At 62.5% G+C, this 19432-nt stretch carries 17 protein-coding genes and 1 tRNA gene; 10 read left to right on the forward strand and 8 right to left on the reverse strand.

The window, feature by feature from the left end; translation table 11 throughout:
• The first annotated feature begins 319 nt into the window (after positions 1-319).
• The 3 genes from QFZ94_RS30805 to QFZ94_RS30815 all read left to right on the forward strand — a co-directional run bounded on the left by QFZ94_RS30805 (position 320) and on the right by QFZ94_RS30815 (position 3341).
• On the forward strand, positions 320-1474 hold the full coding sequence (locus tag QFZ94_RS30805; RefSeq protein ID WP_429461539.1) for a pyridoxal phosphate-dependent aminotransferase: 1155 nt from the start codon (positions 320-322) through the stop codon (positions 1472-1474).
• Positions 1475-1538: 64 nt separating this feature from the next.
• A complete protein-coding gene (locus tag QFZ94_RS30810) occupies positions 1539-2333 on the forward strand; it encodes an ABC transporter substrate-binding protein (RefSeq protein WP_429461541.1) in 795 nt (264 codons plus the stop codon).
• A 141-nt stretch (positions 2334-2474) separates the two neighbouring features.
• Positions 2475-3341, forward strand: a complete 867-nt coding sequence (locus QFZ94_RS30815; RefSeq protein WP_429461543.1) for an AraC family transcriptional regulator — start codon at positions 2475-2477, stop codon at positions 3339-3341.
• Between the two features lie 49 nt (positions 3342-3390).
• Here the strand turns inward: QFZ94_RS30815 and QFZ94_RS30820 are convergent, their stop codons facing one another.
• Positions 3391-3978, reverse strand: coding sequence for a LysE family translocator (locus QFZ94_RS30820; RefSeq protein ID WP_429461545.1), 588 nt, complete (start codon positions 3976-3978; stop codon positions 3391-3393).
• Positions 3979-4440: 462 nt separating this feature from the next.
• Between QFZ94_RS30820 and QFZ94_RS30825 the strand changes: the two genes are divergently transcribed.
• Positions 4441-4695, forward strand: coding sequence for a hypothetical protein (locus QFZ94_RS30825; RefSeq protein WP_429461547.1), 255 nt, complete (start codon positions 4441-4443; stop codon positions 4693-4695).
• Between the two features lie 26 nt (positions 4696-4721).
• Entirely contained in the window at positions 4722-6239 is a 1518-nt protein-coding gene (locus QFZ94_RS30830; protein WP_429461549.1) for a sensor domain-containing diguanylate cyclase, read from the forward strand.
• Between the two features lie 111 nt (positions 6240-6350).
• Here the strand turns inward: QFZ94_RS30830 and QFZ94_RS30835 are convergent, their stop codons facing one another.
• Together QFZ94_RS30835 and QFZ94_RS30840 are read right to left on the reverse strand one after the other, a co-directional pair.
• Positions 6351-7154, reverse strand: coding sequence for a complement resistance protein TraT (locus tag QFZ94_RS30835; RefSeq protein WP_429461551.1), 804 nt, complete (start codon positions 7152-7154; stop codon positions 6351-6353).
• Positions 7155-7361: 207 nt separating this feature from the next.
• Positions 7362-7437, reverse strand: a tRNA-Lys gene (locus QFZ94_RS30840).
• A 200-nt stretch (positions 7438-7637) separates the two neighbouring features.
• Here QFZ94_RS30840 and QFZ94_RS30845 point away from each other — a divergent pair.
• Together QFZ94_RS30845 and QFZ94_RS30850 are read left to right on the forward strand one after the other, a co-directional pair.
• Positions 7638-8042, forward strand: coding sequence for a PaaI family thioesterase (locus QFZ94_RS30845; RefSeq protein ID WP_429461553.1), 405 nt, complete (start codon positions 7638-7640; stop codon positions 8040-8042).
• A gap of 75 nt (positions 8043-8117) precedes the next feature.
• Positions 8118-8996, forward strand: a complete 879-nt coding sequence (locus QFZ94_RS30850; protein ID WP_368587352.1) for a patatin-like phospholipase family protein — start codon at positions 8118-8120, stop codon at positions 8994-8996.
• Between the two features lie 56 nt (positions 8997-9052).
• Here QFZ94_RS30850 and QFZ94_RS30855 read toward each other — a convergent pair whose 3' ends face one another.
• Positions 9053-10066: a D-2-hydroxyacid dehydrogenase family protein gene (locus tag QFZ94_RS30855; protein WP_176109845.1), complete on the reverse strand. Its 1014-nt coding sequence runs from the start codon at positions 10064-10066 to the stop codon at positions 9053-9055.
• A 386-nt stretch (positions 10067-10452) separates the two neighbouring features.
• On the opposite strand from QFZ94_RS30855, the gene QFZ94_RS30860 reads away from it, so the two are divergent.
• A complete protein-coding gene (locus tag QFZ94_RS30860) occupies positions 10453-12309 on the forward strand; it encodes a phosphoenolpyruvate carboxykinase (GTP) (RefSeq protein ID WP_429461556.1) in 1857 nt (618 codons plus the stop codon).
• A 16-nt stretch (positions 12310-12325) separates the two neighbouring features.
• On the opposite strand, the gene QFZ94_RS30865 is transcribed toward QFZ94_RS30860, so the two are convergent.
• A complete protein-coding gene (locus QFZ94_RS30865; protein WP_429461558.1) occupies positions 12326-12610 on the reverse strand; it encodes a hypothetical protein in 285 nt (94 codons plus the stop codon).
• 39 nt (positions 12611-12649) lie between these two features.
• On the opposite strand from QFZ94_RS30865, the gene QFZ94_RS30870 reads away from it, so the two are divergent.
• Entirely contained in the window at positions 12650-13753 is a 1104-nt protein-coding gene (locus QFZ94_RS30870; protein ID WP_368587355.1) for a LysR family transcriptional regulator, read from the forward strand.
• A 208-nt stretch (positions 13754-13961) separates the two neighbouring features.
• On the opposite strand, the gene QFZ94_RS30875 is transcribed toward QFZ94_RS30870, so the two are convergent.
• The 3 genes from QFZ94_RS30875 to dprA form a co-directional block, all read right to left on the reverse strand.
• A complete protein-coding gene (locus tag QFZ94_RS30875) occupies positions 13962-16628 on the reverse strand; it encodes a DNA topoisomerase III (protein ID WP_368587356.1) in 2667 nt (888 codons plus the stop codon).
• 310 nt (positions 16629-16938) lie between these two features.
• Positions 16939-17316: a thioredoxin family protein gene (locus QFZ94_RS30880; protein WP_013088044.1), complete on the reverse strand. Its 378-nt coding sequence runs from the start codon at positions 17314-17316 to the stop codon at positions 16939-16941.
• A 101-nt stretch (positions 17317-17417) separates the two neighbouring features.
• Complete coding sequence (gene dprA, locus QFZ94_RS30885; protein WP_429461561.1) at positions 17418-18647, reverse strand: DNA-processing protein DprA; 1230 nt, start codon at positions 18645-18647, stop codon at positions 17418-17420.
• A gap of 275 nt (positions 18648-18922) precedes the next feature.
• On the opposite strand from dprA, the gene def reads away from it, so the two are divergent.
• On the forward strand, positions 18923-19426 hold the full coding sequence (def, locus tag QFZ94_RS30890) for a peptide deformylase (protein ID WP_176122366.1): 504 nt from the start codon (positions 18923-18925) through the stop codon (positions 19424-19426).
• Positions 19427-19432: the final 6 nt, after the last annotated feature.

The following is a 19432-nucleotide window of genomic DNA, read 5'->3' on the forward strand; positions in this document are numbered from 1 at the left end:
CGCCAGCTTTCCTTGAAAGTCCGATAACTCGAGAACGGCCGCGTCTGCGGCCGTTCTTGTAAGCAAACCGCTCAGCATCACATTCCTTCATACCTACGCGGTTTCCGGCATTCGCCACCGCCTCCCCACAAATCACGATCCGCTGACTTCCCGGGCGCGCAGCGGCCAACCGCGACCCATGACGAAAACGCATGCCACGCATGACAAAGTTTCGATTGTGACCATTCTTTGGCTGATGCCTAATCACCGCACTGGAAGGAACGCTCCGCCGCCGCCGTTTCGCGCGGCCGCCAGCGGCTGAAGAAAGGGAGAAAGTCTTATGCAGAGCGCCATGCAAGCCCGCTCGAAACTGCCGGACGTCGGCACCACCATTTTTACCGTGATCGGCCAGCTGGCCGCGCAGCACGATGCATTGAACCTGTCGCAGGGCGCGCCGAATTTTGCGCCGGACCCGAAGCTCGTGGACGGCGTCGCGCAGGCGATGCGCGCCGGTCACAACCAGTACGCGCCGATGGCCGGCATCGTCGCGCTGCGTGAAACGCTCGCCGACAAGGTCGAAACGCTGTACGGCGTGCGCTACGACCCCGCCAGCGAAGTGACGGTGCTCGCGAGCGCGAGCGAAGGGCTCTACTCGACGATCAGCGCGCTCGTGCATCCGGGCGACGAAGTGATCTACTTCGAGCCGTCGTTCGACAGCTACGGCCCGATCATGCGCCTGCAGGGCGCGAAGCCGGTCGCGATCAAGCTGTCGCTCGATCGCTTCCGCGTGAACTGGGACGAAGTCGCCGCGGCGATCACGCCGAAGACGCGCATGATCATCGTCAACACGCCGCACAATCCGACCGCGACGATTTTCAGCGACGCCGATATCGAGCGGCTGAAGGCGCTCACGCGCAACACCGACATCGTGATTCTGTCCGACGAGGTCTACGAGCACGTGGTGTTCGACGGCGCGAAGCATCAGAGCATGGCGCGCCATCGCGAACTCGCGGAGCGCAGCGTGATCGTGTCGTCGTTCGGCAAGTCGTATCACGTGACCGGCTGGCGGGTCGGCTATTGCCTCGCGCCCGCCGCGCTGATGGACGAAATCCGCAAGGTCCATCAGTTCATGGTGTTCTCCGCCGATACGCCGATGCAATACGCGTTCGTCGACGCGCTCGCCAATCGCGACAGCTACCTCGGCCTGTCCGACTTCTATCAGAAGAAGCGCGATCTGCTCGCGCATGCACTGCGCGAATCGCGCTTCGAGCTGTTGCCGAGCGAAGGCAGTTTCTTTATGCTCGCCCGGTTCCGCGGCTTCTCCGATGAGAGCGACAGCGATTTCGTGCTGCGCCTGATCCGCGATGCGCGCGTCGCGACGATTCCGTTGTCTGCGTTCTACACCGACGGCACGGATTCGGGGCTGATTCGCCTGAGTTTCTCGAAGGACGACGCGACGCTGCTCGAAGGCGCGCGGCGCCTGTGTGAAATCTGAGTGCGCGAGAGCACACTTCAGGTATCGAAGTGATCAAGGTATTCGGAGAAAGAAGGGAGGCGTTATGAAAATTCTCAAGTGCTTGTTGGCGCTGGCCTGTGCCGGCGCGTCGCTCGCAACGTGGTCGGCCGCCAGCGCCGCCGATACCGCGACGCTGCGTTTCGGCCTCGAAGCGCAGTACCCGCCGTTCGAATCGAAAGGGCCGAACGGCGAACTGCAAGGGCTCGATATCGACGTGGGCAACGCGGTCTGCGCGGCCGCGCATATGACGTGCAAGTGGGTCGAAACCTCGTTCGACGGCCTGATTCCGGCGCTGCAGGGTCGCAAGTTCGACGCGATCAATTCGGCGATGAACGCGACCGAACAGCGCCGCCAGGCGATCGATTTCACGACCGTCGTCTATCGCGTGCCGTCGCAGCTGATCGCACGCAGCGACAGCGGTCTGCAGCCGACGCCTGAGTCGCTGAAGGGCAAGCGCATCGGCGTGCTGCAAGGCTCGATTCAGGAGACCTTCGCGAAGGTGCATTGGGAACCGGCCGGCGTGACCGTGCTGCCGTATCAGGATCAGAACCAGGTCTATACCGATCTGACCGCGGGCCGTCTCGATGGCACGCTGGTACTCGCGCCGGCCGGACAAACGGGCTTTCTGTCGAAGCCCGAGGGCAAAGGCTATGCGTTCGTCGGTCAGCCGGTGCGTGACGACAAGATTCTTGGCAGCGGCATCGCATACGGCATTCGCAAGGGCGATACCGCGCTGCGCAATCAGTTGAACGCCGCGATCGCGAAGGTGCAAGCCGATGGCACGGTAAAGACGCTCGCCGCGAAATATCTCGGCAATATCGACGTCAGCGCGAAGTAACCGCGTCGCGTTCGGCCGGCGGCGCCGTTTGCGGGCGGCGTCGCGCGCTCGCTTGTTGGTCGTGCGTTTGACGGCTAGGATACGTAGGCTTCGCGAAGTCGCAGACAACGGCGAAGTCGGCGGATCAACCGGAGAGCGCGCATGAGCGAGACGATCGAAGCGGCAGGCGCTGCGAACACCGCACGCGCAAAAGGCGCAGACGCACCGCGTTTCTGGCGTAGCGACGCGCTGCCGTTCATCGAAGCGCGTTCCATCGACGATGGCCGCAAGGTCTGCTACGCCAAACATTCGCACGAAACGTTTTCGATCGGCGCGGTGACGGGCGGCCGCAGCGTGTATCTGAATCGCCACGCGCGAGAATGGATCGGCGCGGGCGCCGTCGTGCTGATGAACCCCGACGATGTGCACGCGTGCAACCCGGTCGCCGGCGAGCGCTGGTCGTATCGGATGCTGCACGTCGACGTTGCGTGGTTCGCGAAACTGCAGCACGAGCTGGGCTTCAACGAGAACCATGCGTTCCGCGCATTTTCGCAGATCATGACGCTCGACGCCGCGCTGTTCGACGGCCTCAACCGGCTCAGCGCGATTCTCACCGGCAACCACGACGACATCGACACGCTGCGCAAGGAAAGCGCGGCCATCACTTTCTTCTCCAACGTGCAGCAAACGCTCAATCCGGCGAGCTTGCCCGAGCGTGCCGCGAGCGTCCAGCTCGCGCGTGCCGCGGAGTACATCGCCGAAAACTGCACGCGCGCGCTGAAACTCGACGACGTGTGCGCAGCCGCCGGGCTGTCCGCTTCGCATCTGATCCGCGCGTTCAAACTGCGCTACGGCATGACGCCGCACGCGTATCTGATCAATCGACGCATCCAGTACAGTCGCGCGCAATTGCGGCGCGGCGCGCCGATCGCCGATGTCGCGCTCGATGCCGGCTTCGCCGATCAGGCGCATTTGCAGCGAACCTTCAAGCGGCTGGTGGCAGCTACGCCGGGGCAATATCGCAGCTAGGCGTGACGCGGCGTGGTGAAGCCGCGTCGGCAAGCAGGCGCGACTCGCGTCACTCCACGAGCAGATAAATCGCACTGAGCGCGAGCAGCGCGGCCATCACGCGATTGAACACGCGGACTCGCTTCGCCTCACGCAGATGCCTGCGCAAAAACGTGCCGGCATAGGCCCAGCTCGCGATCGACAGATAGCAGATCACGAAGTACAGCGCCGCGAATTGCCAGACGAGCCCGCCGTCGCCGCCTGCCGCATATGCGCCCATGCCGGCCAGCGATGCGAGCCACGCCTTCGGATTGAGCCATTGCATCGCCGCGCCGTGCGCGAACGACGGCCCGCGCGCCGGCTTGTCCGCGCCGAGCTGGCCGTTATCGATGCTGAGCTTGTAGGCCATATAGAGCAGAAAGCCCACGCCCGCCCATTTGACGATCTCGATCAGATTGGGAAAGCGCGCGAGCAATTCGTGCAGGCCAAGGCCGATCAACAGAAGCAGCAACGTGAAGCCGACCGTCGCGCCAGTGACGTACCGCAGACTCGCGGCGAGCCCGTGCTGTGCGCCGGCGCTCAGCGCGACGACGTTGACCGGGCCGGGAGAAATGGAACTGGCGAGCGCGAACGCGGCCATCGAGAGTAATGCGGTCATTGGATGCCTCGAAACGTGAGTGTGCGAAAGAATTGCGACGCTCAACGGTAACGAGACGCTAAGGGCATGTATTGAAGGAAATTGCCCCCATTCGAAACCCAAACATAATCCGACGACGCGGTGATTGGATAACGAACACGCGTTTGAATTTAGAAGTAATTACGCGCAAAGTTACCCCAAAATTAATTTCTGAATTATTAGGCAAATGGTACCGATCGATAGCTATGATATGTCCCTATGCAGCGTGCAAGTATTCGGCCCGATAAACAGGTCGAGACCTCGAAAAACCAGCGATACAGGGCTTAACGACTGACGCGCAAAAAGTTAAATGCATCGGGCGCGCGGTGAATGCTTTGCATCAGTATCAATAGGCTGGTCCGTTTCTGCTGGAAACGACCAGTCGAATGGATAAAGGGAGTGCATGTGGGTCCCCATGTGAGCAGGCAGAAAATTGCGGACGAATTGAACGAGCTTTGTCTCGCGTTATTCGACGGCTGGTGCGAGCGCAGATGCGTGATTCCGCTCGCGTATCTGCTGCACGTCTGGCCGATCGTCGATGCGACGCAGCGCTCGTTCAAGCGATTGCGCGACAACCTGCGTGATCTCGAATGCTGGCACCTGAACGACCTGTCCGACGAAGATAGCGGGAGGATTCGCTATCTGCTGGGTGTTCTGTCCCAACAAACCGGAAGCGTAGTGAGCACTTCGACAAACTGACTCCCGCCGTTGGGAACGCAGAGCACATGATCCACAGAAGAAAGGACCGGTTTCGCGTGCTGATCGCACGGGCGCGCCGATGGCGGGTGCCGCGCGATGGCGTCATCTATGCCGGATGCGGCGTGGTGCTGGCAATGCTCTCGTTGTGCGGCTATACGCTGTATCAGAGCCGCGAGGATGCGATCGCGCGTGCACTGGATTCGACGCGCGATGTCGCGACGATCACCCAGCGCGACATCGCGCGCAATTTCGAGTTGTATTCGCTGTCGCTGCAGGCCGTCGCCGATGGCCTCGGCCGTCCGGGCGTGCTCGATTCGCCGCGGTTGTGGCGCGAGATCCTGTTCGATCGCGCGGCGACCGGGCAATACGTCGGCGCGATGGTAGTGCTCGACGCAGCGGGCAACGTCGTGATCGATTCGGAAAACGACGTGCCGCGCAGGGGAAATCTCTCTGACCGCCAGTACTTCACGATTCATCGCGAAGATCCGAACTTCGGGCTCTATGTCAGCGCGCCGTATAACTCGAGACTCAGACCCGGTTCGCGCAGCATCGCGCTGAGCCGGCGACTGTCGCGGCCGGATGGATCGTTTGCGGGAATCGTCGCGCTCGGTATCGATCAGGAGTATTTCGCGAGCCTGTTCGCTGACTTGCGGATAGGGCAGCACGGCTCGGTATCGATCGTCAGAACGGACGGCAAGATCATCGTGCGACGGCCCGACGATCGAGACGTAACTGGCACCGATATCAGCAAGACGGAGTTCTTCCAGCGGCTGCTCGCGAAAGACGAGCGCAGCTTTATCGCGCCTTCGCCGCTCGATGGCGTCGAGCGCCTCTACTCGTTCAGACGGATTCCGCAATTGCCGCTGATCGTGCTGGTCGCCGATTCGACTGCCGATATCTACGCGGGATGGTGGAAGCGCGCGCTGACGATCGGTTCGCTGATGCTGATTCTGGGGATCGGCGTGATCGTGTTGGCGGCGTGGCTCGGCGCAGAGTTGCGGCGACGACAGCGGGTGGAGCACGAGCTCGAACGACTTGCCGGCACGGATGGCCTCACCGGCTTGCCTAATCGCCGCGCACTGTGCGAAACGCTCGACCGCGAATGGCTGCGCGCGCGCCGCACCGGCAGCGTGTTGTCGCTGCTATTCGTCGATATCGATCACTTCAAAGCCTACAACGATACGTATGGTCACCAGGCCGGCGACGTCGCGCTGACCGCGGTCGCGCGCTGCATCCGCGGGGTGATCCAGCGGCCGGGCGATTGCGTCGGCCGATACGGCGGCGAGGAGTTCGTCGTGGTGCTGCCGGATACCGACGTGACCGGCGCCGGGGTGGTCGGCGAGAAAATCCGCGCTGCGATCGGCGAGCTGGGCATCGCGCACGTGGGCTGCGAATTCGGTCGGGTGACGGTCAGCATCGGCGCGACCACGTCTCGTCCGGATCGGGTGACGGATGTGGGCGCCGTCGTTCGGGCGGCCGATGAGGCGTTGTATACGGCCAAGGCCGGTGGCCGGAACATGGTCGCGCAGATGGGAGTTGGGTGACCGGTCGCTCGTGATGGTTGTGCGCCGGAAATGAAAAAGGGTTGCGACGCCTTCGCGTGCAACCCTTTTTAAATTTCCGCGTCGTGCTAACTGACGCTAACGGTCGACGACTTAGAACGGACCAGCAATCACGCGCACCAGCCCACTACGCAGCGGCGGCGCGGCTTCAGCGAACTCGAGATTCACCTTGTTGGCGACGCTCAGGATACGAGTCTGATACGTACGATAGTTCGTATCTTCGCTGTACGTTACGGTCGTGCCGCCACTGCTGCCTTGGCGCAGATTGTGTGTGGAGTCTTCGCGGCTCGCTACACCATTGCGCTGGCGCTCCTTGATTTGCACGTCCGTAATGGCGGTGTAGTACACGTCTTTAACCGCCGCGTTGGCGACCAGTTCGATCAAACCGCCAGCGAGGGCCGCGCCAGCGATCGGCGCCGCACGCGTGCTACCAAGCGATGCCGCAGTGGCTGCGCCAAGAAAGGCACCGCCAAGAGGGGCGCCATATCCGCCAAATGCTTGCTGGGCTGCGGACGGAGCCACCTTGCCGACCTGCAGGATGTTCGCCTGAAGAATGTACTGCGCGTGTTCGGGGTCCCCGACGATGCGGTATCCCTTGTCCGAGACGGCCGCTTTCACTTCGGCCGCGATGTCGAAGTCAGGCTTGTCGGAGGTATTGCGGATTTGCACGAATACCGTCTTCTTCGAATCGGCGACCGGGTCCAGGAAGATCGTGTCCGACATCTTGGTCTGGACATCGAGGTCGCGCTTGCTGATCGCAACCTGGGTGGCCGCACAGCCCGTCAGCAAGCTGCTTGTGCCGACCGAAGCCAGAAGAACTGCCGTAAGTGCAAGTTTGTTCAACTTCATAACTTCCCCTGTGTTTCTGCAGCAGATCACTACGGTCCTCTGCTGCACGCTGGCCAATCATTGGAATTTATTTCTTGTAGATGCCCGCCTCTCCATTCATGTGAGGAAAGGAAGGGCATGTGAATGTCGGCTGCTGTTTGAGAAACTTGAGGGTAAGTCGAGAAATTATGCTGATTGAATGGGGGCATCGTCGATATAACCGCGCCTAGAACGCAAAAAGCCCGGTCGGTGACCGGGCTTTTTGCTTGAATCTGGTGGTGGGGCGTGAGTGACTCGAACACTCGACCTACGGATTAAGAGTCCGCTGCTCTACCAACTGAGCTAACGCCCCAACAGAAGCGAAATTATGCAGGATCTTTTTGAGATTGCCAAGCCCTATTCGCAGTTTTATTAAAAAAATCGTATCGCCCCAACTTGAGCGTTCCCTCGACAAAGCCGCAGTCCAGAAAACATCGTCGCGTCCAACGCGGCCGGTATCATGTCGCGGACACTACGCCGCATGCAGCATTGAGGCTTTCGACCGGGATTCCCATGGACGACAAAGAGATTACCCAATTGCTCGACCGAGTTCTCGCGCCATGGGTCCGGGCGCTCACGCTGACGCCGATCAAGGTCGACGAGGAGAGCGCCACGCTGCGTCTGCCGTTCTCTGGCGAGTGGCGTCACTCGGGCGGCATGATCAGCGGCCAGGTGTTCATGGCGGCCGCGGATACGGCGATGGTCGTCGCCATCACCGCCGCGCTCGGCGGCTTCAAGCCGATGAGCACGGTCTCGCTGAACATCAACTTCATGCGCGCGGTCCGCAAGGGCGATGTGCTGATCAAGGCGCGCGTGCTGCGCATGGGCCGCAATCTCGTGTTCGGCGAAGTCGAACTGTTCGACGAAGGTGGCAACATGGCCGTTCATGCCACCACGACTTACGCGCTGCTCGGGTGAACGCCTGCCGGACCGGAGCCGGCTGGCCACACAATCCGCCCGTAGCAAGAGCAAAGGAAAGCAAGGAAAAGCAGCATGTTCGATCAGGTCGTTTTCGCCGGTGGCGGCAACCGCTGTTGGTGGCAGGCGGGTTTCTGGGACGTCGTGCAGCCGCGGCTCGACATCCGTCCGCGCGTGATCACCGGCATTTCGGCCGGCGCGGCCACCGCGTGCATGATCTACACACGCGGCGATTCCGACTGGGTCATGCGCTATTACGAGGACGCGCTGCGCCACAACACGCGCAACGCCTACTGGGGCAACCTGTTGCGCGGCGAGTCGGTGTTCCCGCATTACCGGATCTACCGGCAGGCGCTGCTCGATATCTACGGCGACAAGTTTTCCAGGCTCGCACAGGCGCCGGAGATCCGCATCGGCGTGTCGCATCTGCCGCGCTGGCTCGGCGCGCGAAGCGCGGTCGCGGCGGGACTGGTCGCGTACAACATCGAAAAATATCTGCGCAAGACGCTGCATCCGACGCTCGGTCGGACGCTCGGCTTTCATCCTGAATTCGTGCGTGCGCAGGATTGCGCGAGCGTCGACGAGTTGGCGGACCTGATCCTGCAATCGTCGAGTACACCGCCGTTCACGCCGGTTCTGCGGCGCAACGGCCGGCCGGTGCTGGACGGCGGCATGGTCGATAACGTGCCGGTCGGCGCACTAGATGCCGACACCCCCGGCAACGTGCTCGTGATGGTGACGCGTCTTTATCCGCGGCCGCAGATGTTCGTCGTGCCGCACGGCGTGCAGCAACGGCTTTATGTGCAGCCGTCGCGCAAAGTGCCGATTTCGAGCTGGGATTACACGAGTCCATCGCAGATGGTGCACGCCTATAACCTTGGCCGAGCCGACGGCGAGGTCTTTCTTGAACGCATCCCTGCATTGATGGAGGCGGGAGCGCACGAAGCGCGGTGAGTGAATGCGGCAGGGCGGGGCGGGACACACCTGACCCGCCGGCCATCACCCCATAATTACCGCCGACGCCCGCCCTGCAGGGCTTCCGGATTCGCGACACTGGCGGTATCGCCAGCGTCGAACGCGAGGATGTTCTTGAACGCCGCCGAAAAATACAGCTCGTAGCTCTCGCGCTCCACGTAGCCGATGTGCGGCGTGCAGATCACGTTTTCCATGCGCAGCAGGCTGTAGCCCTGCAGGATCGGCTCGCTCTCGTAGACGTCGATCGCGACCATCCCCGGACGGTTGTGCGACAGCGCGTTGACCAGCGCATTCTCTTCGAGCAGCTCGGCGCGGCTCGTGTTCACGAGCAGCGCGGTCGGCTTCATGCGCATCAGATCGTCCTGCTTGACGATGCCACGCGTGTCGTCGTGCAGACGCAGATGCAGCGACAACACATCGCTGGTCTCGAACAGTTCCTCACGACTCGCTGCGACGCCGTAGCCATCGGCGCGAGCGGCTTCGCGCGAATGCTCGCGGCCCCAGATCAGCACGTTCATGCCGAACGCCTTGCCGTACCCAGCGAGCAGCCGGCCGATCTTGCCGTAGCCCCAAATTCCCAGCGTCTGTCCGCGCAGCACTTGCCCCAAACCGAAGTTCGGCGGCAGCGCCGACGTCTTCAGCCCCGACTGCTGCCAGGCGCCCTGCTTAAGGTTTGCCACGTATTGCGGAATACGACGTTGGGCGGCCATTATGAGTGCCCACGTCAGTTCGGCCGGCGCGACCGGCGAACCAGTGCCTTCGAGCACGGCAATGCCGCGCTCGGTACAGGCCGCCAGATCGATGTGGCTCGCCACTTTGCCAGTCTGACTGATCATGCGCAAACGCGGCAGCTTATCGAGCAATTGCGACGTGATGCGCGTACGTTCGCGGATCAGGACGAGGGCGTCGACTTCCGCAAGACGGCTCGCAAGTTGTCCGAGACCGCGCACGGTATTGTTGAATACTTTGACTTCCTGGTCGGCCAGCAATTGAAAGCAGTCGAGCTTGCGAACGGCGTCCTGGTAATCGTCGAGGATGGCAATCTTCATGGTATGTAATTTGCGGCGCACCCGGCTGGTGCGAACCGAATGTTATGCTGACTGTCCCATCATGTGACTTAGGTCACACGCTGGTCTGGCTAGATGCCCTACCGTAGAAGTTGCCGCACTAAAAAAGAACGGCAACGCTACGTGAAGGCGAATTGAGAACGTTTTTAGCAGTTTGTTGCGTGTTGAGGCAAGCCGCTTTACACAAGGTTGCAGAAGCCTTGTAGAAAGCGGGCCTCCGCCTGGCAAGCTGTGTGGCCCGGGACGATCTGCGCAATCATGCGCCGGCAGTCGGAAGTTGGCACGTCGGCGTGATGAATTCAATGCCTCTCGCATGCAGCGTCCCAGGGCTTGTACCGTTTTTCTTTGCTTCAAACGGAGACAAGTCGATGAATCTTCCCTCGTTCGAAGGGCACCCCACTATCGAGGCGCCCACATGGGTCAAACACCGTAAGCTGATCGACTGGGTCCAGCGCGTCGCAGCGCTGACCAAGCCCGACCAAGTGGTCTGGTGCGACGGCTCGCAGGAAGAATATGACCGCCTGTGCGCGCAGATGGTTGAAGCCGGAACCCTGAAGAAACTCAATCCCGCCAAGCGTCCCAATTCCTATCTCGCCTGGTCCGATCCGTCCGACGTCGCGCGCGTCGAAGATCGCACCTTCATCTGCTCGCAGCGCGCCGAGGACGCCGGCCCCACCAACAACTGGATCGCTCCGGCCGAAATGCGCGCCACGCTCGACGGCCTGTTCGACGGCGCGATGCGCGGCCGCACGATGTACGTGGTGCCGTTTTCGATGGGTCCGCTCGGCTCGCCGATCGCGCACATCGGCGTCGAGTTGAGCGACAGCCCGTACGTCGTGACCAACATGCGCATCATGACGCGCATGGGCCGCAAGGTGTATGACGTGCTCGGCGAGGACGGCCAGTTCGTGCCGTGCGTACATTCGGTCGGCGCACCGCTTGCGGCGGGCGAGCAGGACGTGTCTTGGCCTTGCAACAAGACCAAGTACATCGTGCATTTCCCCGAATCGCGCGAGATCTGGAGCTTTGGCTCGGGTTATGGCGGCAACGCGTTGCTCGGCAAGAAGTGCTTCGCGCTGCGCATCGCATCGACGATGGGCCGCGACGAGGGCTGGCTCGCCGAACACATGCTGATCCTCGGCGTCACGTCGCCCGAAGGGCGCAAGCATCATGTGGCGGCGGCGTTCCCGTCGGCGTGCGGCAAGACCAACTTTGCGATGCTGATCCCGCCGGCCGGCCTGAACGGCTGGAAAATCTCGACGATCGGCGACGATATCGCGTGGATCAAGCCGGGCAAGGACGGCCGCCTGTACGCGATCAATCCGGAAGCCGGCTACTTCGGCGTTGCGCCGGGCACGAGCGAAAAGACCAACTACAACGCGCTCGCCACGTTGAAGGAAAACGTGATCTTCACGAACGTCGCGCTGACCGACGACGACGACGTCTGGTGGGAAGGCATGACGGACGAGCCGCCCGCGCACCTGATCGACTGGCAGGGTAAGGACTGGACGCCGGCCGACGCAAAGGAAACCGGCCGCAAGGCGGCGCATCCGAATGCGCGCTTCACGGCGCCGGCTTCGCAGTGCCCGTCGATCGATACGGACTGGGAAAACCCGGCCGGCGTCGCCATCGACGCGTTCATCTTCGGCGGCCGTCGCTCGACCACCGTGCCGCTCGTGACCGAGGCGCGCAATTGGGTCGAGGGCGTCTACATGGCCGCGACGATGGGCTCCGAAACCACCGCCGCGGCCGCTGGCCAGCAGGGCGTGGTGCGCCGGGATCCGTTCGCGATGCTGCCGTTCTGCGGCTACAACATGAGCGACTATTTCAGCCATTGGCTGAAGACCGGCGAGCGTCTGCAGCAGCTGAGCGCGAAGCTGCCGAAAATCTTCTGCGTCAACTGGTTCCGCAAGGGTCCGGACGGCAAGTTCGTGTGGCCCGGCTTTGGCGAGAACATGCGCGTGCTGAGCTGGATGGTCGGTCGCATCGAAGGCACCGCGCAGGGCGAAGAGCATGCGTTCGGCATTTCGCCGCACTATGGGGACATCGACTGGAGCGGTCTGAACTTCACCCGCGAACAGTTCGAGCAGGTGATTTCCGTGGACGCCGCTGCATGGCGCGATGAGCTCGTGTTGCACACGAAGCTGTTTGACACACTGCAACACGGTCTGCCGCCGGCGCTAAGCGAAGCCAAGCGGGCGCTCGAGGAAAAGCTCACGACTTGACTATGTGAGTGCCCACTCAGCATGAAAAGCCGCCCTTGGGCGGCTTTTTCTTTTGGGCCACGCTAATTGCGATCCTTTCGATTTCCGCAACGCCGGAACGACCGTTGCATCTGTTCGAACAAAAAAGACAGTGCAAGCTGCAGCGCAGCAGATTGTTTTCGGTTTGGGAACAATCGCTGGTCCGGCCCGGTTTTATCGGCTCAGTCGTACCAAAATTGACAATATTTCCTGTTTTGCGGGCAACTTCTGCACGATATTGCGAGTCGTAGGAGAATTCCAAGTTCGCTTCACTGGTTTTCACCAATTGTCAGGAAGCAGTAACAAGGCAGGGAGTTGCTCTATGGATCATTTGCAGTCGATGCGAGTTTTCGTCAAGGTGGCGGATCTCGGCAGTTTTGCCCGCGCCGCGAGCGCGATGGATATTTCCAACGCGGTTGCCACCCGTCATGTTGCCGACCTCGAAGGCCGTCTTGGTACGCGGCTGCTCAATCGCACGACCCGCAGCTTGTCGCTGACCGAATCCGGCCAGGTCTATCTCGAGCGCGCCCGTCAGATTCTCGACGAACTGGAAGACGTCGAACAGATGGTGGTCGCTCGCAATCACGAACCCGTCGGCACGCTGCGCATCGTCGCGCCCGTCGTGTTCGGGCTGCACAACCTCGCGCCCGTGCTGCAAACGTACGCGGAGCGCTATCCGAAAGTCATTCCCGACGTGACGCTGGTCGATCGTCAGGTCGATCTCGTCGAGGAAGGCTTCGATGTCGGCATCGTGATCGCGCGGCAAATGCGCAGCGCGAGCATCGTCACGCGGCGTTTGACCACGGGCTGTATGACCGTCTGCGCGACGCCGGCGTATCTGGAAAAGCATGGCACGCCGACGCGTCCGGAGCATCTGCTCGAACACCCGTGCCTGAGCCTGCCGTCCGAATACTGGGGCGATGAACGCGTGTTCACGGGGCCGGAAGGCGAGGTGCGCGTGCGGCCGTCGAACGTGATCGTCGCGAACAACACTGAAATGCTGCGGCAGTTTGCGTTGCTGGGCATGGGCATCGCGATTCTGCCGAGCTATCTGATCGGTCGCGACATGACGCGTGGCCGGCTCGTGCGTTTGCTCGGCGATTACCGTTTGCCGCAAGTCGAGATCAACATTGCATACCCGAGCCGCCGTCACCTGCCGGCCAAGGTGCGCACGTTCATCGACCATCTGGTCGAGCATTTCAGCCAGACGCCGAACAGCGTGCTCGGCGAACAGTGGATCAAGGACGGTCTGGAGCGCCCGGCGACGTCGGCCGCGTTCGAGACTGCCGAGTCCCGCGCCCCGGAAGCGTTCGATGGCGCGGAACCGCTGTCGCGGCTGCTCGATAGCGAGCTGTCGCCTGCCGTGCCGAAGCCGATGACGAAGTCGTCTAACCGCAGCCGCCCGACGGCCTTGTCGCCGTTGTAAATCGCTGAATGTCCAAGCCCGCAGCGATGCGGGCGGACAATAAAAATAAAAAGGCGCAGTCACCTGAAGTGACTGCGCCTTTTTCTATGGACAGATGCGGATGCGGATGCGGAGCAAACCGCGGGCTATGCACGGATTGTCGACCCCGGCGGCGGAATGAAGCTATTTCCGCTACCCCCGCGAGCCGCCGATCCGAATCCCCGCCTTATTAGCCGATTTTTCGCGCCGCGGTCTTTTTCGCCGGTGCCTTCTTGGCCGCCGCGGTCTTGGCGGCGGGCGCCTTCTTCGCCGCCACCTTCTTTTCCGCCGGCTCGGCCTTCACTGCCACCGCGGTATCGCCTTCGTCCGCTTCCGGCATCGCCTTCGCCGCCGAGCGAGCACCTGAAGTCTTCGCCGCCGCGGTCTTCGCCGCCGCCGGCTCCTTCTTCTCGAATTCGAAGCCGATCTTGCCGTCGTTCTGCTTGACGAGGAACGCCTTGAAGTTGCGGCCGGTACGCGACGACTTGAAGTTCGTCAGCAGATCGGTGCGCCCTTCCTCGAGCAGCTTGGCCATCTGCTCGCGGGCGATTTCCTGCTGCAGGATCACCTTGCCGGAGCGGAAGTCGCACGACTTCGGGCTCGCCACCGAGTTTTCGCAGACGTAGCTCATGCCGTGCTCGAACACGCGGCCCTGACACTTCGGACACGCGCCGACCGGCTGCTGATCGGAGAAGTCGGGCGGTTCGCCGTCTTCGCCGGCAGCGTCCTGGCCAAAGTCGAACTCGAGCTTGTAATTCTTGATCTCGTCGTCGAGCGACAGTTTCAGGATCGCCGAGAACGGCCGCCCCATCTTGCTGCGGAAGCCAGACAGCGGTCCGATCGTCTTGTTCTGCAGCAGTTCCTCGACTTCGGCGATTTCGAACTGACGGCCGCCCGGAATCTTCGAGATCGAGAACTCGCACTTCGAGCACGCGAAGCGCCGGTAGTTTTCCTTCACCTGGCCACCGCAATTCGGGCAAGGCGTCTGCAACGTCGCGTAATCGCCCGGGATCGTATCCGAATCGTATTCCTTCGCGCGTTTGACGATAGTTTGCGTCATGCGCGCGATTTCCTGCATGAACGCGTCGCGCGGCAGGTTGCCACGCTCCATCTGCGACAGCTTGTATTCCCATTCCCCGGTCAGCTCCGGCGCGGTCAGCTCCTTCACGCCGAGGCCTCGCAGCAGCGTCATCAGCTGGAAGGCCTTGGCGGCCGGAATCAGATCGCGGCCTTCGCGGATCAGGTACTTTTCGGTCAACAGACCTTCGATGATTGCCGCGCGCGTCGCCGGCGTGCCAAGCCCCTTGGCAGCCATCGCTTCGCGCAATTCGTCGTCTTCGACGAGCTTGCCCGCGCCTTCCATCGCCGACAGCAGCGTCGCTTCGTTGTAGCGTGCGGGCGGCTTGGTGACCAGTTGCTGCGCGGCGATCTTGTCGGTCTTGACCTTTTCGTCCTTCTGCACCGGCACGAGGTTCGCATCTTCGCCGCTGGTTTCGCGGCCGTAGACCTGCAGCCAGCCCGGCTCGACGAGCACCTTGCCTTCGGTCTTGAAGTGATGGCCGACCACCTCGGTGATGCGCGTCGTCACACGGTATTCGGCGGCCGGGAAGAACACCGCGAGGAAGCGTTTGACGACGAGGTCATAGAGCTTCTGTTCCGGCTCGGACAGATTCTTCGGCGCCTGCAGCGTCGGGATGATGGCGAAGTGGTCGCTGATCTTCGAGTTGTCGAAGATGCGCTTGTTCGGCTTCACCCAGCCCTTGTCGAGCACCTGTTTTGCGAACGGCAGGTAGTTGTTGCTCTCCTTGAGCATGCCGAGCGTCTGCTTGACGGTGTCCAGGTAGTCTTCCGGCAGCGCGCGCGCGTCGGTTCGCGGATAGGTGAGCACCTTGTGCTTTTCGTACAGCGCCTGAGCGAGGCCCAGCGTATTCTTCGCCGAAAAGCCGAAGCGGCCGTTGGCTTCACGCTGCAGGCTGGTCAGGTCGAAGAGGGCAGGCGACAGCTGCGTCGACGGTTTCGACTCCTCGGTCACCACGCCCATTTGGCCACGGCAGGCCGCGACGATCGTCTCTGCCGCGGGCAGCGACCACAGGCGCGAATCGCGCTTTTCCGGATCGAACTCGTCGCGCTTGAATTTCGGGTCGAACCAGCGGCCTTCGTAAAAGCCGGCCGCACAGACGAACTCCGCCTTCACTTCCCAGTAATCGCGCGGCACGAAGCGTCGAATCTTCTCTTCTCGCTCGACGACGATCGACAGCGTCGGCGTCTGCACGCGCCCGACCGTGGTCAGGAAAAAGCCGCCGCCCTTGCTGTTGAACGCGGTCATCGCGCGGGTGCCGTTGATGCCGACGAGCCAGTCCGCTTCCGAGCGGCAGCGCGCCGCGTCGGCGAGCGGCTGCATCTCTTCGTCGCTGCGCAGGCGTGCGAAACCCTCGCGGATCGAGCCGGCCGTCATCGATTGCAGCCACAGCCGTTGCACCGGCTGTTTGGCTTTCGCGTGCTGCGCAATCAGGCGGAAAATCAGCTCGCCCTCGCGCCCCGCGTCGCATGCGTTGATCAGACGGTCGATATCCTTGCGCTTCATCAGCTTGGTCAGCACCTTCAGGCGCGACTCGCTCTTCGCGATCGGATTCAGATCGAAATGTGGAGGAATGACGGGTAGGTTGGCAAAGCTCCACTTGCCGCGCTTGACTTCGTATTCGTCGGGCGCGGCGATTTCCAGCAGATGGCCCACTGCCGACGAAAGAACGTAGTCGTCGCTTTCGTAGTACTCGTCATGCTTGGTAAAGCCGCCCAAAGCGCGCGCGATGTCGTTCGCGACAGAAGGCTTTTCGGCGATGATCAGTGCTTTGGACATGACTCGATGTGAGGTTGGTAGATCCGGGTTGGTGGCCTTGAGCGCCAACATGGCGCGCGACGCTCGCTTGAGACCTCTTTCGACCCAATAACGACCGCTTTATAGCACAAGGCGCGAACCCAACGGGTCAAGTGCGATAAAAGCGCGCAATCATAATTGCGCGTCCGGCGGTTGATCAACTGCGGCAAACGCCGCGTGCGGACAGCGATGCCAGCGGCGATGCTGTCCCAGAAATGGTCGGCGACGGCCCGTGCCGCAAGCCGCGCTTCGCGAGGCTTTCCGTCTGGCCGTGCGGCGCGCGAAGCCGCCTTCAGGCGACCGCCAGCGCCGGCCGCAGCTTCGGCGCACCGGTCACGCCGGGCAGTGCGGTCAGATCCGACAGCATCCGCTCGACGATCGACACCTGTGGCAAAACCGTACCGAAAAACCGTGTCGTCACCGAGTCTTCGATCAGGACGGTCGGGAAATTCTCGACGTCCAGATCGTCGAACCGATCTGCATGAGTTTCGATGTCGATCCATGCGAAACAGACTTCCGGGTGCCGCTCGGCCAGCTGGTTGAAGGCGTCCCGGTACTCGCGACACGTTCCGCACCACTCCGCGCACAGGCATGCAACGAACAGTGTGTCGGGTTCGTTGACGCGCTCGGCGATCCGGTCCTGGTCGGTGTCGAGGTTCAGCGCGGGCATGAAGTGATTTCCTTGTGTGCTTTGTCGGATGCTTTGGCGCGAATGTAGCATGGCCGCTCGCGAAAAGTTGCCAATCCGCGTTGATGCCGGTCAGTCTCGGCTCAGTCATGATGGGCTCGCATGAAGCGGCCGCCGGGCAGCAGCGTGACCTCGCCGGCGAGTTCGAGCCGGAGCAGGGCGGCGTGCAGGGCCGCGTCCTCCATCTCGGTGCGGGCGGCGAGAATTTCAAGCGTGGTCGGTGAATGGCCCAGCGCGGCGAGCAGACGTTGGGAGTCGGGCGCGAGCTCCGGCAGTGGTCCCGGCTTGGACGACCGTGTCTCGGCGAAGGCGGCGCTCGCAGCTTGCAAAGCGGTCCCGCTCGACGAAACGCGCGAACGCGCCCGATCCGGCGGAACGGCCTGCTTCGCCGCGCGTCCCGCGTTGCTCGCCGTCCGTCGGTCAAAACCCAGTTCTTCCAGCACCTCGTCCGGCGTTTCCACGAGCCGCGCCCCCTGCTTGATCATTCGATGACAGCCGCGCGACAACGGCGCGTAAATCGATCCGGGCAACGCGAACACGTCGCGGCCCATCTCGTTGGCAAGGCGCGCGGTAATCAGCGAACCGGAGCGCATAGCTGCCTCGACGATCACGACTCCGCTGACGAGCCCGGCGATCAGCCGGTTGCGCTGCGGGAAGTTGGCGGCGCGCGCCGGCGTGCCGAGCGGCCACTCCGACAGAATCGCGCCCTGCGCCGCGATTTGCCGCGCGAGCGCCTGATGCGCGGCCGGATAGACCAGATCCGCGCCGGTGCCGACCACCGCGACCGTTCCGCCGACACCTTCCAGCCCGCCCCGATGCGCGGCGCCGTCGATGCCGAGCGCGAGTCCCGATACGACCGTCACGCCCGCCGCCGACAGCTCGTGCGCGAACCGCCGCGCATCCTCGATGCCCTGCGGCGTCGCGCTGCGGCTGCCCACCAGCGCGACCGCACGCGTATGGAGCAGGTCGAGCCGGCCCTTTATATATAGCAGCGGCGGCGGATCGGGCATCGTCAGCAGCGCGGGCGGATAAGCGGGGTCGTCGAGCGTGACGATCTGGTTGCCCGGCTGCTCGCGCCATGCGAGCACCGCCTCGAGCTGGCCGTCGAACGCCGGACCCGGCGGCGCCAGCACGGCGCGCGCCGCGGCCTCACCGGCGACCTCGGCGAGCGCATCCGGCGACTGCGCAAACAGCGCTTCCGGCAGCCCGAATGCGGCTAGCAACAGGCGCAACGCCGCGGGTTTGAGGCCCGGTGCAAGCGCCAACCGCAGCCAGGCGGTCAGTTCGATACGGGTTGCGGGCAACGTGTGCATGCGGGTCGCTCCTCTGGCGGGGCCTGCGGGCAGGCGGGCGCCATGCTAAAATTTTCATGATCTGAAATAAAACCGTGCATATAGAACGGCAATGAGCCGCGAATAGCCGCGACGCCGCGCGTGAGCGCGGGTTCGTCGTCGGGCGCGCGAGGCGCGTTGAATCGAACCGGTTCGACACCATCTATCCTCTGCGTATTACGACGGGCTCACAACCTGGCCAAATGGCCAACGCGAGCCTCCAATGGTTAGCGGCGTCTGAAATCACACTCGAAATCATGGCTTTACTGAACATCCTCAATTACCCCGACAAACGGCTGCACAAGGTGGCGAAGCCAGTCGAGGAGGTCAACGACCGTATCCGCCGCCTCGTCGCCGACATGGCCGAAACGATGTACGCGGCGCCCGGCGTCGGCCTCGCCGCCACCCAGGTGGACGTGCACGAACGCGTGATCGTGATCGACGTGTCGGAAACGCACGACGAACTGCTCGCGTTCATCAACCCGGAAATCATCTGGTCGAGCGATGAGAGGAAGTTGTCGGAAGAGGGGTGCCTGTCGGTGCCCGGAATCTACGACAACGTCGAGCGTGCCGAGAAAGTGCGCGTGCGTGCGCTCAACGAGAAGGGCGAAACGTTCGAGCTCGATTGCGAGGGGCTTCTCGCCGTGTGCATCCAGCACGAGATGGATCACCTGATGGGCCGCGTGTTCGTCGAATATCTGTCGCCGCTGAAGCAAACGCGCATCAAGAGCAAGATGAAGAAGCTCGCCCACGCGATGTAACGCGCT

Source organism: Paraburkholderia sp. JPY465, from assembly GCF_050436725.1.
Taxonomy (GTDB): domain Bacteria; phylum Pseudomonadota; class Gammaproteobacteria; order Burkholderiales; family Burkholderiaceae; genus Paraburkholderia; species Paraburkholderia youngii.